Raw genomic sequence first — 19,100 nt, 5'->3', positions numbered from 1 at the left:
CCCGGCGCGCGGCGTCAAAAACAGACGTAATTGAAGTAGCGCTCCGCCTGCGGGCACGGTGGCGAATAGGGATTGCGGGTCGGCCCCCAGGTGGCGGTGGTGTACACGCGGTCGGAGCCGGACAGGCCGAGCGCCAGCCCGCTCATCCACTGCTGCGAGTTGTGCGGCTCGCCCTTGTAGGGAATGCACAGCAGCGCCAGGCTCAGGGCGATCAGGACGGGACTCGGCTGGAACTGCCGGTTCGAGCGCACCAGCGCGATGAAGCCGGCGGCGCAGGCCAGTCCGAGCAGGCAGCCGAGGATCGCTTCCGACACGCTGTGCGTGTGGACCATGACGCGCGAGAGCGCCACGCCCAGCGCCAGCAGCACGCCGGCGCCGACCGCCACGTAGCGCCATATCCTGGCGCGGCCGCACAGGGCCAGGTAGGCGGCCACCGGAAAGACGGCGGCGGCGCGCGCGGCGTGGCCGCTGAAACCGGCGAAGTGCACCGCTTCGATGCCGATGCCCCAGCCGAGAAACGCGATCTTGCTGGCGATGACGACCAGGAGCGTGGCGCCGAACAGCAGGCACCAGTACATGGCGCGGCGGCGGCAGTGGGCGGCGGCGAGCCAGACGGCGATCGCGATGCCCAGGGGTGCGGTGACGGCGATGCCGCCCAGCGCGCTAAGGTGATACCAATTCATAGACACAAGCCGGAAGTGAAAAAAGCCGGGCATGGCCGGCCGTGCGGCAGCGGTCAGGCCCGGCCCGAATGATACGCGAATGCCAACAATGTGCGAATACTAACGGGACGCGCCAGCTCAGGCGGCTACCGACTGGGCCGATTTTTCCGATTCGCCGAGGGCCTCGTCCATCGCCTGCGACAGGGCGCGGCTGACCACGCCTTCGACCTTCATCACGCGCACGCGCTGGGCGCGGTAGGCTTCGATGAGCTTGTCGGACGAGAGCGAAAACGCTTCCTGCCGCGCGCCGGTGGAGAAAATGTAAAGGGTGCGCAAGGGGCTGATCCAGGCCAGCTTGACCTTGCGGATGCTGCCGTCCGGATCGGTGAATTCGATCCACATATTGCGCTCCAAGGCGTCGACGCCGAGTTCCGCGTCGTCCAGCTCGGCATGGGCCGCCTGTTCGGCGGCGGCCAGCGCTTCGTTTTCCTTTTCCAGCCGGCGCATGGCGTCCTGCTGGGCCACTTCGACCGCGATTTCGAGCTGGCGTTCGGGCGTGATGTCGAGCGGGGCGCGCACGATCGAGGCATGGCACTCGGCCAGGTCGGCGAAAAACTGGATACGGTCGGCATCCTGCCACTTGATGACATCGAGCCATTTGTTCAGGGTTGCCAGCAGGCTCGGCAGTTTGCCGATCAGGTCGCGCCGCTGTTCGTGCGTGATCTTCGGCTTGACGCTCCAGATCAGCTCATCCATGGTCTTGGTGGCGTTGCCGACCGCGCCCGGCTTGTCTTCCTCGACGCTGTAGGCGACCGTCATCACGGAGGTCCACTTTTTCTCGAGGAAGGTTTCGAGCATGGCGACCACCTGGCCGCTGCCGACCCGCGCCGCCACCGCCGTTCTGGCGGAACGGGTCGCGGCGGTGACTTTTTCCTTGCGCAGGGCCTCGGCGATCGGGGCCGCGATGGCGGTGGCCGCCGCCGCTTCTTCGGACTTGATGGTTTCTTCGAGCTCGGCCACCACTTCCGAAAACACATCGGCCGGCGCGCCGCCGTCGTCCTGCTCGCGCTCGACCCGCTCGACGCCGCGCTGCATCACCTGGAACAGCGGATCGTCGGGACCGGAACGCTGCTCCAGGCCCATGGTCGACATCAGGTCGATCATGCGGCGCGCGGGGTGCGCTTCTTCGAAGAAGAAATTCTTGTCGGCCAGCGCGGCCTTGAGCACCGGGATCTGCAGCGACTGGATCAGGTCGCGCGATTCCTTGGGAATGTTGGGATCGAGGAACACCGTCTCGAAAATCTTCGAGAGCAGGTCGATGGTGCTTTCGTCGCCGCGCGACAGTGTTCCTTTTGGAATGCTTTCCTTCAAGCGCGGCAAATAGAATACATTCCCCGTCTGCGCTTCCACCGGGGTCGGCGCGACGTGGCTAAATTGCGCCGGCAGGCCGCCCTGCAAGCCTTGCAAGCCCTTGAGCACGTCCAGCAGCGAGGCCGGCACCATCACCTGGCCCGGCTCCATCGGCTGGGCGAAACCGCCCGCCGCGATGCCGCCGCCGCCGGCGAATTGCGGCGCCGCAAAGCCGCCCGCCGCGTGCGCGCCCTGCCCCGCGGCGCCGCCCTGGGACGGTCCGCCGTGCCAGGGCGCCGGCGCGCCGGCGTCGGCGCCGCCGCTGCCCGGCGCGCCCTGGAAGGCAGCCGCGCCGCTCGGGCGCCAGCCGCCGGCCGCCGGCGCCATGGCCGGCAGGTCGGGAATCATCGGAATATCGAAGGCCGAGGGCGACGCGTCCTCGTCTTCGCTGAGGAACTGGCGCAATTGCTTGGCCAGCTCGGCCTGGCTGCTGGCGCGCGCCTTGCGCGCCGCTGCCGCGTTTTCGGTCTTCTTGATCTTGAAGGCGTCCACCGAACCGGGCTGCGCGTCCTTGTTGATCAGCATGTCGCACAGGGCGTCGTACATCGGCGCGAAATCGAACAGCAGCGCCGGGCGCAGCATCGGCAGGATCAGGCCGTGGGCTTCCTCGTCCGGCTCGAACTCGCGCCAGGCCTGGTGCAGCGCCGACAGGAACATCTCGGGACGGAAAGGATTCTGGCTGATGCGCAGCACGTCGCGCTCGAGCAGGAAGCCGAGGCGCACGTTGAGCGTGGCGATCTGGCTCGCGTACTGCATTTCGAACGGCCGGCTGATGGCGTCGAACGCGACCCGGTTATCCATTTCTTCGTAGGGCACCAGCTCCAGCGTGGCCGGCAGGGCCGTGCTGCTTTTCTTGGGCGACGGCGCCAGCAGCTCGACTTCGGCGCGCATGGACCGCACGATGCCCGAGGCGGCGACGTGGAAGAAAGCGTAGGTGTTGTTTTTTAGCAGATTACCCGACTTAACCCGTTGAAACACCGTGCGCGCATCGAGCGCCGGATCGGTCACATCCAACAACGCCGCGACGAGGCGCGTCGCCACCGCCATCAACTGGTCGTTGACGTGCTTGGTCACACTGCCGACAAGCGCTTCCAGCAACTCGTGGCGTGACGGACCTGTCTTCCTTGCAGCGGAGGGTGAAGGTGGAGCCATTGTCTGCTCGTTCCGGGTTAAAGATCTTTTGCCATAACAAACATTCTCTCACATTATTGCCAACCGGCAACCGGAAAGTTTGAAACAAGCTGTTATTTTTTGTTCAATCGCAGATTAACTGTGCTCATTGTTGCTTTTCCCTCAAGGAAAAGCGCTAAATCGTCATTTCAACTGTTGATTAAAAACAAACTCACGCCGTGAAGTTTCTCTAACATAACAACAATTCCACATAGCAATCTTCCTCGCAAGGACTTCGCCATGATAGCCAGCCGCCGTGCCAATCTCAAGCTGATCTTGTATTTGTGCTACGCCATTCTACTTGGCCTGGGCGCCTGGCTGGCCGCCGTACTGCTGAGTCAGCTTTCGCTGATGGAACCGGTAACGGCGGCGGCCGCACAAAGTTTAGCCGACGACGACGCCCTGCGCTTAGGCGCGGCCGGATACGCCCAGGCCGGGGCCGCGTATGCCAGCGCGCGCCTGTGGGTCTGGTTCTGCATCGGCGCCAACGGCGCCGGCGCGCTCCTGTTCGGGCTGTGGCTGCGGGCGGCGCTGATCGCGCCGGCCGCCGCGGCGCCGCGCTTGCCCGGCCTGGCGCCGCCACGCGCGAACCTGATCGAACGCGCCATGCGCGGCCACGCCGCGCCGGGCCGCCAGGCGCCTCGCGCCGATCGCGCCGATCGCACCACCTGCCCGCCCCGCCTGCCGGCGCCGGCCGCGAGCGGCGCCGGCGAGGCCTCGGCAAGGCTGGCGCGCATCGCGCGCCTGATCGACAGCGTCGCCTTCCAGACCACCTTACTGGCGGTCAACGCCGCCGTCGAGGCGGAACGCGGCAGCCGCCTGCCGCCGCGCGCATGAGCCAATTCCGTTCAGCATTAATTTCATTTTTGTAGGAATGAATCCTACACGAGTTCAAGGTGGATTCCGATACCTCTTCAACAGCGCGGCTCGCATGATTGCTTCACCGGAAACGCTGACGAGAGCGCCTCTACAGCAGCACCGGCGAGCACGACATTTTCAAACTTCGAAAGGAATCACCATGAACTCGAATCAGAAAAGCGGTCAGGGCAACAAGCAGAGCGACAGCTCCAGTTCCAACAAGCAATCGGGCCAGGGCTCGGGCAGCAAAAGCGGCGGCACCCAGGGCGGCACGCATGAGCAGCACGTCGAAGCCGGCCGTCAAAGCCACAAGAATGACGACAGCAATTCGAAACAGTCGGGCTCCGGCTCGGGCAACAAGCAGTCCGGTTCGTCGTCCGGCAGCGGCAGCGGCAGCAAAAGCGGCAGCGACAAACGCTGAGCGGCGCGATTGAGAGCGGGCGTCGCCGGGTTTGCGGGCGGCGCCATGGCTCGATTACAGAGGAAGCAAGAGGAAGCAAGAGCAAGCAAGAGCAAGCAAGAGCAAGCAAGAGCAAGCGTGCGGGAGTCTGCATCGGCCATGGCCGCTGGCAGGCTCTTTTTTTATCGGGCGGGCGGCGCCTGCACGACGCTGCGGCGGCCGCAGGCGATCAGATGTTTCTAGATGTTTCTGATACGCACGCCCTTCGGCGGCGAAAAGTCGGATACCTCGTTGATCATGCGCGCCACCTTGGCGTCGCGCGCGGTCAGGTGCAGGTCCGAATACTGGTGGATGGCCCACTGCTCCGGCAGCAGCTCGATGTGCTTGCGCAGGATCGATTCGGTGCGGGCGTCGTCGGCGCGCAAGCCTTCGACGATGATGTTGAGCGCATCCGGGCGCGCACCCGGCGAGGCCGTGGCATGCGACTTGTGCACCATGAAGCGCGCCGTCTCGCTGGCGTAGCGCCGGGTGCCGGACAGGAACAGGATCACGGCGATCGACGCCACCGCCCCCGCGTTGTACATCACAAACTTGACCGGCGCGTTGGAGAGGAAGTTGTACAGGCACAGGCCGTCGCTGACATAGCCGCCGTTCGACTGAATCAGGACATGCGCCGTTTCGACGCCGTTCTCGCTCATGCCGGACACCGCCTCGAACACGCGGTGCACCATATCGCTGTTCACATCGCCCGACAAGGTGAACCAGGCATCCGTCTCTTGGGTGGTTTTTTCTTCGCTCATGGCTGTCTGCTCGCAAAGTAGATGAATTATTTTAACAAATCGGGAAAAGCATGGTTTTCCCCGCGCACCTGATTCGTGCGCACCCCTCGCCGGGCGCCCGCAAGGTTGACAGTTCCGCCCTGCTGGCATATCCTCCTCAGTCTTGATCGGGAGAGGGCAGCTCAGGCTGCCGCCGAAGGGGCATCACCCAAAAACTCTCAGGCAAAAGGACCGGTCAGGGGTCGGCGGCGCACAGCGCCGCCGGTTCAACTCTGGAGAGCGGCCGCGGCACATGCCGGCGGCCCACCGAAGGGGCAGGCGGATTTTTTTCCGCTATCTCTCAGGTACCAAGGACAGAGGGGCGCGAAGCACACCGGGACGGCGACAGCCGCTCCACGTCTGCTCGTCGTACCCCCATTCACTCTGCCTTGAGGATTCCATGACGCTTAAAGCGACCCCGCTCAATTCCGCACACCGCGCCGCCGGCGCCAAGATGGTCGATTTCGGCGGCTGGGACATGCCCGTCAATTACGGTTCGCAGATCGAAGAACACCACGCTGTGCGCAACGATGTCGGCATGTTCGACGTGTCGCACATGTGCGTGGTCGACATCGAAGGCGAGAACGCCCGCCCCTTCCTGCGCGGCCTGCTGGCCAATAACGTCGACAAGCTGCAGGCGGCCGGCAAGGCCCTGTATTCGTGCATGCTCAATCCGCAGGGCTTCGTGATCGACGACCTGATCGTCTACTTCTTCAGCGAGACCTGGTTCCGCCTGGTCGTCAACGCCGGCACCGCCGAAAAAGACGTGGCCTGGATCAAGGCCCGCAACGAGGCCACCGGCAGCGGCGTCACCATCACCGAGCGCCGCGACGGCAACGCGCCGATGGCGCTGATCGCGGTGCAGGGCCCGAACGCGCGCGCCAAGGTCTGGCAGGTGCTGCCGGCCACCCAAGCCGCGTCCGAGCCGCTCAAGCCGTTCAACGCCGCCATCGTCAAGGACACCGCCTTCGGCGACGTCATGGTGGCGCGCACCGGCTACACCGGCGAAGACGGCTTCGAGCTGGCCTTCCCCGCATCCCAGGCGGAAAACCTGTGGAACGCCCTGCTGGCCGCCGGCGTCAAGCCGGCCGGCCTGGGCGCGCGCGACACGCTGCGCCTTGAAGCGGGCATGAATCTGTACGGCCAGGACATGGACGACACGGTCAACCCGCTCGACGCCGGCCTGGCATGGACCATCGACCTGGTTTCCGAGCGCGACTTCATCGGCAAGACCGCGCTGAAAGCCATGGGCCAGAATGCCCAGTACGTGGGCCTGATCCTGCGCGAAAAAGGCGGCATCCTGCGCGCCCACCAGAAAGTCGTCGCCGCCGACGGCAGCAGCGGCGAAATCACCAGCGGCACCTTCAGCCCGACCATGCAGGAAGCGATCGCGCTGGCGCGCGTGCCGATGGGCGTGGCCGTGGGCGACACCGTGCACGTCGAGATCCGCGACAAGAAGCTGGCCGCCAGCGTGATCAAGCTGCCGTTCGTGCGAAACGGTAAAATCCTCGCTGCCTGATGCGGGCAACAGCACACCCATTTAGTAATTACACCTATCGCGACCTCTTGGAGCAAACACAATGAACATCCCAGCCGACCTGAAATACACCGAGTCCCACGAATGGGTACGCGCCGAAGCTGACGGCACCCTCACCGTCGGCATCACCGAATACGCGCAGGACGCGCTGGGCGACATCGTCTTCGTCGAACTGCCGAAAGTGGGCAAGGTCTTCACCGCCGGCGACGACGCCGCCGTGGTCGAGTCGGTCAAGGCGGCCAGCGACATCTACGCGCCGGTATCGGGCGAGTGCATCGCCGTCAACGACGCCGTCGCCGACGCGCCGGACTCGATCAACAGCGACGCCTACGCGGCCTGGCTGTTCAAGCTCAAGCCGAGCGACGCCGGCGCCATCGGCGGCCTGCTCGACGCCGCGGCATACGGCAAGGCCACCGCGGAATAAGCAGCACCGGCCGTCCTGTCCGGGCGGCCTTTCTTTTCAGTTCGCCGCCGCATCCAGCGGCAGCAGTCCCTTTTTTTCGGCTCCACTACCGGCTCCCACTACCATGACCCGCACCAGCCTGACCCAACTCGAAGCACGCGATTCGTTCATCCCGCGCCATATCGGCCCGTCCACCGCCGAACAGGCAGCCATGCTGTCCACGCTCGGCTATCCGTCGCGCGCGGCGCTGATCGACGCCATCGTGCCCGCCAACATCCGCAAGAAGAGCAAGCTGGAACTGGGCCAGTTCTTCGATCCGATGCCGGAACAGGCTGCGCTGGGCAAGCTCAAGGCGCTGGCCGCCAAGAACAAGGTCATGAAGTCGATGATCGGCCAGGGCTACTTCAACAACCACACGCCGGGCGTCATCCTGCGTAATATTTTCGAAAACCCGGCCTGGTACACCGCCTACACCCCGTACCAACCCGAGATTTCGCAAGGCCGCCTGGAAGCGATCCTGAACTTCCAGCAGATGATCACCGACCTGACCGGCATGGGCATCGCCAACTCCTCGATGCTCGACGAAGGCACCGCCGCCGCCGAAGCCATGACCCTGATCCAGCGCGTCGGCAAATCGGCCTCGAACGTGTTCTACGTCGCCGACGACGTGCTGCCGCAGACGCTGGAAGTGGTGCAGACGCGCGCCCAGCCGATCGGCGTGGAAGTGCGCACCATCGCCGCCGCCGACATCGGCGGCCTGTCCGAGCCCTGCTTCGGTGTCCTGATCCAGTACCCGGGCGTGAACGGCGATGTGCGCGACTACCGCGCCGCCGTCGAAAAACTGCACGCCGCCGGCGCCATGGTGGTGGCCGCCGCCGACCTGCTGGCACTGACCCTGCTGACGCCTCCCGGCGACTGGGGCTGCGACGTCGTCGTCGGTAACAGCCAGCGCTTCGGCGTGCCGCTCGGCTTCGGCGGCCCGCACGCCGGCTACCTGGCCACGCGCGACGAATTCAAGCGCAGCATGGCCGGCCGCCTGGTGGGCGTGACCATCGACGCGCAAGGGAACAAGGCCTACCGCCTGGCCCTGCAAACGCGCGAGCAGCACATCCGCCGCGAAAAAGCCACCTCCAACATCTGCACCGCGCAGGTCCTGCTGGCCGTGATGGCCTCGATGTACGCGGTCTACCACGGCCCCAAAGGCCTGCAGCGCATCGCCCGGCGCGTGCACCGCTTCACCGCCATCCTGGCCGCCAAGCTCGGCCAGCTCGGCTACGAGATCGCCAACCAGACCTACTTCGACACGCTGACGGTCAAGAGCGCGCGCGCGGGCGAACTGCACGCCATCGCCATCGAGCACGGCGTCAACCTGCGCAAGGTCGACGAGCGGCACGTCGGCATCTCGCTCGACGAAACCACCACCCGCGAGGACATCGCGCTGCTGTGGACCATCTTCTCGCAGGGCGTCCCGAACGCCCCGGCCTCGCCCGACTTCGACGCCTTCGATGCGAGCGCGCAGAACGCCTTCCCCGAGGCGCTGGCGCGCACCAGCGACTACCTGACCCACCCGACCTTCAACCGCTATCACGCCGAACACGAAATGCTGCGCTACCTGCGCAGCCTGGCCGACAAGGACCTGGCGCTGGACCGCACCATGATTCCGCTCGGCTCGTGCACCATGAAGCTGAACGCGACCAGCGAAATGATTCCGGTGACCTGGCCCGAGTTTTCGAACATCCACCCGTTCGCGCCGGACGCGCAGACGGTCGGCTACCGCGAAATGATCGGCCAGCTGGAAGACATGCTGTGCGCGCTGACCGGCTACGCGGCCGTGTCGCTGCAGCCGAACGCCGGCTCGCAGGGCGAGTACGCGGGCCTGCTGGTGATCAAGGCTTACCATGAGTCGCGCGGCGAAGGCCACCGCAACATTTGCCTGATTCCCTCCTCGGCGCACGGCACCAACCCGGCGTCCGCCAACATGGTCGGCATGAAGGTGGTCGTCACCGCCTGCGACGCCAGCGGCAACGTCGACCTGGCCGACCTCAAGGCCAAGGCCGAACAGCACAGCGCCAACCTGGCCTGCGTGATGGTCACCTACCCGTCCACCCACGGCGTGTTCGAAGAAGGCATCGCCGAACTGTGCGAGATCATCCATGCGCACGGCGGCCAGGTCTACATCGACGGCGCCAACATGAACGCGCTGGTCGGCGTGGCCGCGCCGGGCAGCTTCGGCGGCGACGTCAGCCACCTGAACCTGCACAAGACCTTCTGCATCCCGCACGGCGGCGGCGGCCCGGGCGTCGGCCCGATCGGCGTCGGCGCGCACCTGGCCAAGTTCCTGCCGAACCAGCGTTCGACCGGCTACACGCGCGACCAGGCCGGCATCGGCGCGGTCAGCGCGGCGCCGTTCGGCTCGGCCAGCATCCTGCCGATTTCGTGGATGTACATCGCGATGATGGGCGGCGAAGGCCTGACCGCCGCCACCGAAACCGCGATCCTGGCGGCCAACTACATCGCGCGCCGCCTGGCGCCCCACTATCCGGTGCTGTACACGGGCCACGACGGCCTGGTGGCGCACGAATGCATCCTGGACCTGCGTCCGATCACCGATGCCACCGGCATCAGCAACGAAGACGTGGCCAAGCGCCTGATGGACTTCGGCTTCCACGCGCCGACCATGAGCTTCCCGGTCCCGGGCACGCTGATGATCGAGCCGACCGAAAGCGAATCGAAGGCCGAGATGGACCGCTTCATCGATGCGATGATCGCCATCCACGCCGAAATCGTGAAGGTCGAGCGCGGCGAGTACGACCGCATGGACAATCCGCTCAAGGGTGCGCCGCACACGGCCGAAGTGGTCACCGCCGACGTCTGGGAGCACAAGTACAGCCGCGAGCAAGCCGCCTTCCCGGTGGCGTCGCTGCGCAAGCAGAAGTACTGGCCGCCGGTCGGCCGCGCCGACAATGTCTACGGCGACCGCAACCTGTTCTGCGGCTGCGCGCCGATCAGCGACTACGAGTAATCCGGCAGTCGCCTCAGGGCCGCCGTGAAGCCAGCCGCAGATGCGGCGCGGCTTTTTTCGGCGGCCCTGGCGCATCCGCCGCGCTCTCGTCGAGCTGGAAGCCGCTGACCGCCTGCGACAGGCTCAGCGCCTGGTCCTGCAAGCGTTGCGCGGCCGATGCGGCCTCTTTCACCAGCACCGAATTCTGGCGCGTCATCAAGTCCATCTGCACGATGGCCTCGTTCACCGCCCCGATGCCGCCGGCCTGGCCCGCGCTGGCCTGGCCGAGCCGGCCCACCATGTCCCCCACCTGCTGCACCGACTGCGCGATGCCCGCCATGCGCAGCCCCGCTTCCGAGGCGCTGGCACTGCCGCCGTCGATGTCGGCCAGCGCCTGCGCGATCAGCTCCCTGATGTCGCGCGCGGCGCCGGCCGAACGCTGCGCCAGGGTGCGCACGTCGCCGGCCACCGCGGCCAGGGCGGCGCCGTGTTCGCCGGCGCGGCCCGCTTCCAGCGCCGCATTGAGCGCCAGCGCATCGGTCTGGCCGGCCAGCTGGTCGATCACGCCGACCAGCTGCGCCGCGCGCTGGGCGCTGGCGCGCAGCGCCGCCATGGTCAGCACCAGGCGGTCGAGCACCCCGCCCCCGCACAGTGCCTGCATGGCGGTGTGGTCGGCCAGCAGGTTGGCGCTGCGCGCGCTCTCGCAGGCGGGCCCGGCCGCCGCGCCGAGCGCGCCGACGCCCTCGGCCGCCTGTTTCAGCACGCCCGCCTGGGCGGCCGTCCGGCTCGACAGGCCGGCACTGCCCACCGCGATCTCGCGCGAGGCGGCGTCGATCGAGCGCGCCGAGGCCAGCACGCTTTTCAGGGTCGCGTTCAGGGTGCCGATGGCCGCGTCGAGCGTGCGCGCGGTGTCGGCGATTTCGTCGCGCCCGTAACTGCGCTTTTTCAGGGTCAGCTTGCCGCTCGCCAGTTCACCGGCGGCCTCGCCGATGCCGGCCACGCCGCGCAGCAGCGCGCGCCGCACCAGCACGGTGATGCCGAGCGTGGCGCCGGCCGAGAGCACCACCAGCAGCGGCATCAGGACCGAGAGCGCGGCAAAATCGGCGGCCGCGCGGCGCGACGCCTGCTCGCTCAGATCCTGCTCGAAGCGCGCCAGCTCGGCCAGCCGCGCCGCGACGATCTCGAAGCGCTGTTCCGCCTTGGACATGGCGTTCGCGCTCATCGAGTGATCGACCTGGGACAGCTCGATCACGTCGAGGATGGCGCGCACATAGCTGGCATGGGCGGCGGCGGACTGGCCGACCAGGCGCTGCCCGGCAGCGGCGCCGCCGCGCCGCGCCAGGGCCGCGAACCTGCGTTCGATGGCGGCGTGGCGCCGGTAGATATCCTGTCCCAGCGCCTCGAGGCGCGGCGCCGACATGCTGGCGCCGATCCAGGTCAGCAGCTGGTACATGCGCGCGTGCGCCTGCTGCGCCTCGCTCGCCAGCGCGCCGGCCTCGCGGATGCGCGCGGCGCGCTCGCCCACGATCGTGTCGACCGCCTGGTTCTGGCGCACCATCGCGTACCACGCGCTGCCGGAAGAGACGATCAGGAGCAGCAGCACCATGCACGGCGCGAGCAGCAGCTTGGGACCGATGCGCAGGCGTTCGAGCATGTCAGCGCTTGTAGACGCCGGCTTCCAGGGCCACGTCGCCGATACGCAGCACGTAGGTGGTCTTGGCCTCGACCTTGCCGTTGGCCGGGTTCTTGAACTTGTAGTCGACCCAGCCGCGCCCAGGGCCGTTGGCGATCGCGATCATTTCGTGGCGGAACAGCTTGCCGTCGGCGTCCGGCACGTCGCGCAAGTCCTTGCCGATCAGGGCCAGGGTCGGATGGGCCACCGTGATCCCGCCCAGGTCGCGCATGGCCAGGTACAGCGCGCCGTAATTGTATTCGGGGTCGCGCGCATTGATCAGACGGATCATTTCTTCCTTGCCCTTGAGGCGCATGAAGCGCGCGCCCTTCTCGGCCAGCGCCACCGCATCTTTTTCGCTCGGCTCGGCCGCCGCCGCGCCGCCTGGCGCCGCGCCCCAGAGACAGGCCAGCGCGAGGCCGGCCTTGATCAGAATCTTCACAGTGATATCCTTCAACGTCGGTGAACGCGCATGCGGGCGCCGGCGCAGGTATGATGGCCTGCCAGCCAGCCTGCGCAAAATGAGTTGGCGCAATGTTTCCTGAGCGCATAGCTCAATTTACGCGTTCGAGCGGCTTGCCGTTTGCGCAGGATCAAGCGTGCGGATCGCGCCACACAGTCGAGGAAGAGAGATGGACCGTTCAGTTGTCGCCCTGTTATTGTCGGGCCTGGTGTTTCCGGGCGCCGGCCAGTATTACCTGGGCCGGCGCGCGCGCGCCTGCCTGTTTATCGTGCCGGCGCTGGTCGCGGCCGTGTATTTTTTCAAGCAGGCGATGGACAGCGCCTCGCTGATGGTCGATGAGGTGCTGCGCGGCGCGCTGCCGGCCGATCCGGTGCTGATCGCCGAGCGCCTGCACCAGCAGGGCGAGATGGCGTCGCCGCTGATGAATATCGCCGCCGGCGTGATGCTGCTGTGCTGGCTGGGGAGCGTGCTCGACGCCTGGCTGCTGGGGCGCAGCATGGCGCGCACGGCGAAGGAGGCGCGATGAGATTGCCTGTTTCGGTTTGCCTGCCGGGCCTGGCCCTGGCACTGGCCGGCTGCGCCGCGCCCCCGCCGGCCCCGGCATCGGCCGGCGGCGGCATCGTGCGCACGCCCGTGCACCGGGCGCCGTCCTCGTTTGCCGGTGCCGACGCAGTGGTGATGCGGGTCGAGCTGGCGGCCGGCGCGCGCGCCGGCCGCCACACCCACGCGGGCGATGAAATCGGCTACGTGCTCGAAGGAGAAGGCCAGCTGCTGGTCGACGGCGCGCCGCCGCGCCTGCTGCGCGCGGGCGACGCCTTCGTGGTGCCGGCCGGGGTGGTGCACGATGCCCACAACCCGGGCGGCGGCACGATGCGCCTGGTCGGCGTGTTCGTGGTCGATAAAGACAAGCCGCTCGCCACGCCCGCACAATAGCGTGCGGGGCGGCGGCTGGTCCGTCCCTTACGCCAGCTTGACCGCGTGCTCGCGGGTGGCGTGGAAGGTCAGCTTGGGCCAGCGCTCTTCGGTCAGGCGCAGGTTGACGTTCGAGGTCGCCAGGTAAGCCATGTTGCCGGCCGCATCGTAGGCCACGTTGTGGCCGAGGGCCGCTTCGAAGTCGGCCAGGATGCGCTTGTCGTCGCCGCTGACCCAGCGCGCGCTGCTGATGCTGGTGCCTTCGAACACGGCGTCGACGCCATATTCGTTGAGCAGGCGGCTGGCCACCACTTCGAACTGCAGCACCCCGACCGCGCCCAGTACCAGCTCGCCGCCCTGGACCGGCTTGAAGACCTGCACCGCGCCCTCCTCGCCCAGCTGCTGCAAGCCCTTGTGCAGCTGCTTGATCTTGAGCGGATTACGGATGCGCACCGAGCGGAAGAAGTCCGGCGCGAAGTACGGGATGCCGGTAAATTGCAGCATCTCGCCTTCCGAGAAGCTGTCGCCGATCTGCATGTTGCCGTGGTTCGGCAAGCCGATGATGTCGCCGGCGTAGGCTTCCTCGACCTGCTCGCGCGAGGACGCCATGAAGGTGACCACCGACGAGACCTTGATCTCGCGCCCCAGGCGCAGGTGCTTGACCTTCATGCCGCGCTCGAAGCGTCCCGAGCACACGCGCAGGAAGGCGATGCGGTCGCGGTGGGCCGGGTCCATATTGGCCTGGATCTTGAAGACGAAGCCGGAAAACGGCTGTTCGGCGGGCGCCACCACGCGCACGGTGGCGTCGCGCTCGCGCGGGGCCGGGGCCCAGTCGACCAGGGCCGAGAGAATCTCGCGCACGCCGAAATTGTTGATCGCCGAACCGAAGAACACCGGGGTCTGCACGCCGGCCAGGAACTGTTCCAGGTCGAACGGGTGCGAGGCGCCGTGCACCAGCTCCACTTCCATCTTGAGCTGCTCGATCTCGAGCGGGAACATGGCCGCCAGCTTCGGATTGTCGATGCCCTTGACGATCTCGAAGGCGCCGTCGGCCTTTTCTTCGCCGGCCTTGAACAGCATGATTTCGTCGCGCAGCAGGTGGTACACGCCGCGGAAGTTCTTGCCCATGCCGATCGGCCAGGTCACCGGCGCGCACTGGATCTTGAGCACCGATTCGAGTTCGTCGAGCAGGTCGAGCGGATCGCGCGTTTCGCGGTCCATCTTGTTCATGAAGGTGACGATCGGGGTGTTGCGCATGCGGCACACGGCCAGCAGCTTGATGGTCTGCGCTTCCACGCCCTTGGCCGCGTCGATCACCATCAGGGCCGAGTCGACGGCGGTGAGCACGCGGTAGGTGTCTTCCGAAAAGTCCTGGTGGCCCGGGGTGTCGAGCAGGTTGATGACGTGCTCGCGGTACTCGAACTGCATCACCGAGCTGGCCACGGAAATGCCGCGCTGCTTTTCGATCTCCATCCAGTCGGAGGTCGCATGGCGCCCGCTCTTCCTGGCCTTGACGGTGCCGGCCATCTGGATCGCGCCCGAAAACAGCAACAGCTTTTCGGTCAGCGTGGTCTTGCCGGCGTCGGGGTGGGAAATGATGCCGAAGGTACGGCGGCGCGCCACTTCGCGCGCAATCGCGGCGGGGGCGGGCTTGGCGCCCGGTGCGGAAAGATCCGGATCGGGAAGGTCGGAATCGGGAAGGGAAGTATCGGTATCGTTGGCCATATTCTCAGCCATAACATGGCCTCGCACAAAACCCACGATTTTACCGATACTTGCCCCGCTCGTGTGAACTGATTCGGGCGCGGCGGAGAACCGCGCCCGCGGCCTGCAGCCGATTTACCAGCAGCCGTCTTTGGCGGCCGTCTGTTTGCCGGTGTGGTCCATGGCCAGGGCGCCGCATTCGTCGGACGCCTGCTGCGTGGTCGGCGTTGCGGTCACCTTGTACGTGCTCCCATCGTCGGGAATGGCCGTGGCGATGTTGTACCGTATGGCGTCGCCGGTGGCGCCTTTCGGCGACACCAGCGAGCCCTTCGGCCCCCCGGCGAAGGTGCCCTTGTCGCTCGCCGTGGCGAAACGTTCGAGCAACTGGGCCTGCTCCATCACGATGCCCTTGGCGACCGAGCGCTGCGTCTTCTGGACACTTTTGGTGTACGACGGCACGGCGACCGCGGCCAGGATGCCAACGATGGCCACCGTGATGATCACCTCGATGAGCGTGAAGCCGCGTGCCGGCCGATGCGATGAGGTGCGCTTCATCGCTGCAACTCGCGCCAGTTGATGCGGCCCAGGGTGACCGCTTGCTGCTCGACCGGTGGCTGGATCACGCCAGGCTTGGTCGGCACACAGTCGACCGTGCAGCCCGGATCGGTTTTGCCGCTACTGACGGCACCGCCCGTCACAATCCCGGTCAACGGCCCGCCGGAATTCGGCCAGCTGATCTTGACGGTGGTTTCGATCGTATAGCCGCCGCCCGCCAGGTCCTTGTAGACAATGGTCGTCGTGGTGGTGCTGCCATCTTCGTTCTGCTTCACTACCGGCGGCGGATTGGTGGCCGGCTTGGTCGGCGGCGGAGGATCGCCATCGCCTTGCTGGAACTTACCTTGCGGATCGCGCGCACCCGCTGCCGGAATACCCTGGATCGCCGTACCTGCCTTGTTATCAGGCGGTACTTTCATGGTCCAGTTGCTGTCGTCCATGCACGGCGTCGGCGTATTGCTATCCTTCGGCGGGTTATGCCAGAAGATCAGGTACTCGGCGATCAGCTTGTCTTTCAGCTTGTCTGTCGCCAGGCGATAGCCGAATTCGGGCTTGTTCGCCACATTGAGGCGGATGTCGCCCTGGGCGATGTCGGCCTTGACCACCTGGACGGTCAGCGCACCGTTGCGCCACTCGCCGTTTTTGCCGTACCGGAAGGTTGGTGCGGCGACACCGGCACACTGCGGCCTGATCGGATGCACGCCATTGCGCAGGACGCCGTTATTCGCCCAGTCCCGGATCACGAACGCTTCGAGCGGCATCGACAGGGTCAAATCCTTGATGGCATTCAACTTGTATGTCGGCATCGAGGCGACCGTCAATCCCGCGCTTGTCTGGAAGCCCCTGACATTGCCCTTGTAGGTGGCGTTGGTTGCCGCGGCTTCTGCGCCATCGATACTGATTTCCATCGCCGGCGAATTGGCCTGGTTCGCCAGCAAGACCTTGAAGCGCGTATTCGGCGTCACCATGGTCGTCGTCTGGGTCGTGGTCCATGTGCTGACCACGGTACGGTACTCGAACTCGTGCTTGCCGCGCCTGGTGACGGTAAACTTCTGGAACTCGTACGAGGTACGGGTGGTCGTATACGTCACCACACTGGTCCTGACCAGATTGCCGTCCGCGTCGGGAGCCGAGGTCGCTTGGCCGACCGGGGTTGCAGGTCCGTTCGTGTAGTCGCTGTAGTTGACCGGTTTGCTGTTCGCGCTGCCCTCTGCCCATGACGAGGTCGAGATCACCTTTGCCGTGCTGGCACCGGTGTTGCTGTCCCTCAGCGCCGGGAAGTTCGGCTCGTAGCTGTCGGTCGAGCTACCCTCCAGCACTTTCGACAGGCGCTGTTGATCCTGGCTAGGATGGAGCAGGTTCAGGCCCAGCACATCGTAGATATCGTCGTACTCGTGGACGTGAATATAGTTCAGGTTAGCCACATCGCCGGTGGTCGCCTCGCGTCCGCGCGAGAACACCCCGCCGTAGGCTCTGCTGTCCGTCGCATAGTTTTCCGAGGTAAATTTGGACTCCGGTCCGCCGCATTTGTCATAGCAGAAAATATCGGTATCGAAGTGGCCGCCGGCAACGCCGCGCCCGCCGCCGACCGTTTCTGTCTTGACCTCGACCTGGTCGGGCTTCGGTGCGTCGTTCTGGTCGAAGTTGGACTGGAACACATCGATGTCGAGCGCAGAAAAGCCGACCAGCTGGGAACGCACGCCGCCGCCCATGTGGCGTCCGACAGGATGCAGCATCTTCTTGTTCAGATCCTGGACGGTATCGACGGTGTTGAACTTGGAATCGCCGTTCAGATCGAAAATGACCGCGCCGGTGCTGCCGCCATTGCGCCAGTTCAGCTGCATCCACCAGTTCTCGCCGGGTGGTTTGGCCGTGGTGCTGACGGTCGGGTTGGTGCTGAAGAACTGGAACACGTCGCCCTTGATGAAGATGCCGTCGCCGACCACGCGTTCGCCTTTCGGCAAGGCCACTTTCCAGCCGCGCTTCTTGGTCCAGTCCATCGGTTCGTCGGTGGCCGTGCGGACGCGGATGGCGCTCTCGCCGCTACCGAAGGTGTATTCGGTCAGGGTCTGGGTAATCAGTGCGCCGCTCTTGTCCGCCGTGTCGCGGATGCCGTACGCGTAGTGCACGGTGTCGGTGTCGGTCAGGTCGGCGGTGTTAAGCAGGCGGCCGGTCACGAAGGCCACCAGCACGCCGCCATTCGGGTGCGCCGTCAGGCCCGGGGCCGAGGTAATGGCGCGCGCGGCATTGCTGTCTTCCCGCGCATGCAGCTGCACCGGCGTCGAGCTGAGGTCGTTCAGATTGAACTTCCACATATTGCCGTCGATATCGCCGGCGTAGGCGGTGTCCTTCGTGCCGTCTTCATCGGTATCCCACAGCGAGGGCGAGGACAGGCCGTTCGGCTCGGTCACCGAGCCGCCGCTGGTGGTGAACTCCTTGATCAAGGCGCCGGTCAGGGCATTGATGACATACAGGGAGGCGCCGCCATTGCCCTTGTTGTTGTAGCCGTTACCGATCACCAGGGCGTCGTAGTACTCGTCCTCGGCGCCCGGCGCGGTCGCGCGCTTCTTCAGCAGACGGGTCAGCACAGGCGCACTGTAGGTATCGCCGAGGTTGGCAAAACCGGTGGACTTGTCCGTGATTTCCCACAGGGCCTTGGCGGCCGTCGCGTTCTCGTCCGCGGTTGCGCCGTTGCTCACGTCGAGGGCGTAAATGCCTTTTCCGCCGCCGCCCAGGGTACCGACCAGCACCGTCTTGCTGGCGAACTTGCGCACATCGAGACGGCCATCGACAAAATACTGCGGCGTGTAGGTCTTGCTCGCCAGGACCGACAGCCTTGGCAGCAAGACCTTGGGTACATAGGCGAAGCGCTCGTCGCCGCTGACGGCATCGATGGCGTGCATCATGCCGTCGTTGGCGCCGACATATACGGTTTCGTTTCCGGCCGCGTCTTTCCAGTACACCGGCGTCGAATGGATGATGGTGCCGTACCAGCCGGCACGGGTGCGGTAGGTGGTGCCCTCGCCGGTCTTGTCGCCACGCAGGTAGTTCAGTATCGGCGAGTTGGTGCTGCCGCTGGTGGCGGCGACGGCCGGGTCGATCGCGGTACGCTGGGCTGCCGACAGCGACGGCCAGGCGAACGGAATGCCGGCCGGCGTGGCCGTATCGCTCATGGTCACGATGCTACGCTTGGCCTGCGGATCCGACATCTTGAGGGCCAGCACGCCGGCAGCGCCGCCGTCCCAGAGATCGCCGGGAATGATGACGCCGTTGGTGCCGATCTTGTACGAATGCACGTTGCCGGTGAGCCCGCCCGCGTTGTAATCGATGGAAAACATCCGCGCCTTGCCATCGCTGACATTGGTGCTGGACGCGACCGGTTGCCCGACGTAGCCGATGGGCGACTTCGCCGGCTCGAAGGGCGCGGCCGCCATGACGGCGACCACAGCCGCCGTGGCAAGGCCGACGAGGCCCGCCCCGGTGGCGATTTTTGTTTTTAGTTGCATGAGAATTCTCCCGCAGAATGATGGTGGCA

General features: G+C 66.0%; 15 protein-coding genes and 2 riboswitches. Of the genes, 7 read left to right on the top strand and 8 right to left on the bottom strand.

Annotation, left to right across the window (positions count from 1 at the left end):
- Positions 1-14: 14 nt before the first annotated feature.
- Positions 15-683, bottom strand: coding sequence for a phosphatase PAP2 family protein (locus tag EJB06_RS04115; RefSeq protein ID WP_229426927.1), 669 nt, complete (start codon positions 681-683; stop codon positions 15-17).
- A 117-nt stretch (positions 684-800) separates the two neighbouring features.
- Positions 801-3,224 carry a DUF1631 family protein gene (locus tag EJB06_RS04110; protein ID WP_126072718.1) on the bottom strand — a complete coding sequence of 808 codons (2,424 nt, stop codon included), beginning with the start codon at positions 3,222-3,224 and terminating at the stop codon, positions 801-803.
- A 258-nt stretch (positions 3,225-3,482) separates the two neighbouring features.
- Between EJB06_RS04110 and EJB06_RS04105 the strand changes: the two genes are divergently transcribed.
- Both EJB06_RS04105 and EJB06_RS04100 read left to right on the top strand, forming a co-directional pair.
- A complete protein-coding gene (locus tag EJB06_RS04105) occupies positions 3,483-4,079 on the top strand; it encodes a hypothetical protein (RefSeq protein WP_126072717.1) in 597 nt (198 codons plus the stop codon).
- Between the two features lie 181 nt (positions 4,080-4,260).
- Positions 4,261-4,521: a hypothetical protein gene (locus EJB06_RS04100; RefSeq protein ID WP_126072716.1), complete on the top strand. Its 261-nt coding sequence runs from the start codon at positions 4,261-4,263 to the stop codon at positions 4,519-4,521.
- Between the two features lie 218 nt (positions 4,522-4,739).
- On the opposite strand, the gene EJB06_RS04095 is transcribed toward EJB06_RS04100, so the two are convergent.
- Positions 4,740-5,300: an ATP-dependent Clp protease proteolytic subunit gene (locus EJB06_RS04095; protein ID WP_126072715.1), complete on the bottom strand. Its 561-nt coding sequence runs from the start codon at positions 5,298-5,300 to the stop codon at positions 4,740-4,742.
- 137 nt (positions 5,301-5,437) lie between these two features.
- Positions 5,438-5,523, top strand: a riboswitch (glycine riboswitch).
- An 18-nt stretch (positions 5,524-5,541) separates the two neighbouring features.
- Positions 5,542-5,646: riboswitch (glycine riboswitch) on the top strand.
- Between the two features lie 72 nt (positions 5,647-5,718).
- Here EJB06_RS04095 and gcvT point away from each other — a divergent pair.
- The 3 genes from gcvT to gcvP all read left to right on the top strand — a co-directional run bounded on the left by gcvT (position 5,719) and on the right by gcvP (position 10,280).
- Positions 5,719-6,837 (top strand): glycine cleavage system aminomethyltransferase GcvT, encoded by a 1,119-nt coding sequence (gcvT, locus tag EJB06_RS04090; RefSeq protein WP_126072714.1) that lies wholly within the window; start codon positions 5,719-5,721, stop codon positions 6,835-6,837.
- Positions 6,838-6,898: 61 nt separating this feature from the next.
- A complete protein-coding gene (gene gcvH, locus EJB06_RS04085) occupies positions 6,899-7,279 on the top strand; it encodes a glycine cleavage system protein GcvH (protein ID WP_126072713.1) in 381 nt (126 codons plus the stop codon).
- 103 nt (positions 7,280-7,382) lie between these two features.
- Entirely contained in the window at positions 7,383-10,280 is a 2,898-nt protein-coding gene (gene gcvP / locus EJB06_RS04080) for an aminomethyl-transferring glycine dehydrogenase (RefSeq protein ID WP_126072712.1), read from the top strand.
- Positions 10,281-10,293: 13 nt separating this feature from the next.
- Here the strand turns inward: gcvP and EJB06_RS04075 are convergent, their stop codons facing one another.
- Entirely contained in the window at positions 10,294-11,913 is a 1,620-nt protein-coding gene (locus EJB06_RS04075) for a methyl-accepting chemotaxis protein (RefSeq protein WP_126072711.1), read from the bottom strand.
- A gap of 1 nt (position 11,914) precedes the next feature.
- Entirely contained in the window at positions 11,915-12,367 is a 453-nt protein-coding gene (locus EJB06_RS04070; RefSeq protein ID WP_370660111.1) for a cache domain-containing protein, read from the bottom strand.
- A gap of 196 nt (positions 12,368-12,563) precedes the next feature.
- On the opposite strand from EJB06_RS04070, the gene EJB06_RS04065 reads away from it, so the two are divergent.
- On the top strand, positions 12,564-12,920 hold the full coding sequence (locus EJB06_RS04065) for a hypothetical protein (protein WP_229426926.1): 357 nt from the start codon (positions 12,564-12,566) through the stop codon (positions 12,918-12,920).
- Entirely contained in the window at positions 12,917-13,327 is a 411-nt protein-coding gene (locus EJB06_RS04060) for a cupin domain-containing protein (RefSeq protein ID WP_126072710.1), read from the top strand. Before EJB06_RS04065 ends, EJB06_RS04060 begins: the two co-directional genes overlap by 4 nt.
- A gap of 27 nt (positions 13,328-13,354) precedes the next feature.
- On the opposite strand, the gene EJB06_RS04055 is transcribed toward EJB06_RS04060, so the two are convergent.
- The 3 genes from EJB06_RS04055 to EJB06_RS04045 form a co-directional block, all read right to left on the bottom strand.
- Positions 13,355-15,031, bottom strand: coding sequence for a peptide chain release factor 3 (locus EJB06_RS04055; RefSeq protein ID WP_126072966.1), 1,677 nt, complete (start codon positions 15,029-15,031; stop codon positions 13,355-13,357).
- Positions 15,032-15,145: 114 nt separating this feature from the next.
- Entirely contained in the window at positions 15,146-15,565 is a 420-nt protein-coding gene (locus EJB06_RS04050) for a type IV pilin protein (RefSeq protein WP_126072709.1), read from the bottom strand.
- Positions 15,562-19,071, bottom strand: a complete 3,510-nt coding sequence (locus EJB06_RS04045; RefSeq protein WP_164557808.1) for a pilus assembly protein — start codon at positions 19,069-19,071, stop codon at positions 15,562-15,564. Before EJB06_RS04045 ends, EJB06_RS04050 begins: the two co-directional genes overlap by 4 nt.
- Positions 19,072-19,100: the final 29 nt, after the last annotated feature.

This window comes from Massilia atriviolacea (assembly GCF_003953935.1).
GTDB classification, from domain to species: domain Bacteria; phylum Pseudomonadota; class Gammaproteobacteria; order Burkholderiales; family Burkholderiaceae_D; genus Telluria_A; species Telluria_A atriviolacea.
The sequence above is the reverse complement of the archived record's forward strand: the minus strand, read 5'-3'. Positions and strand labels throughout refer to the sequence as shown.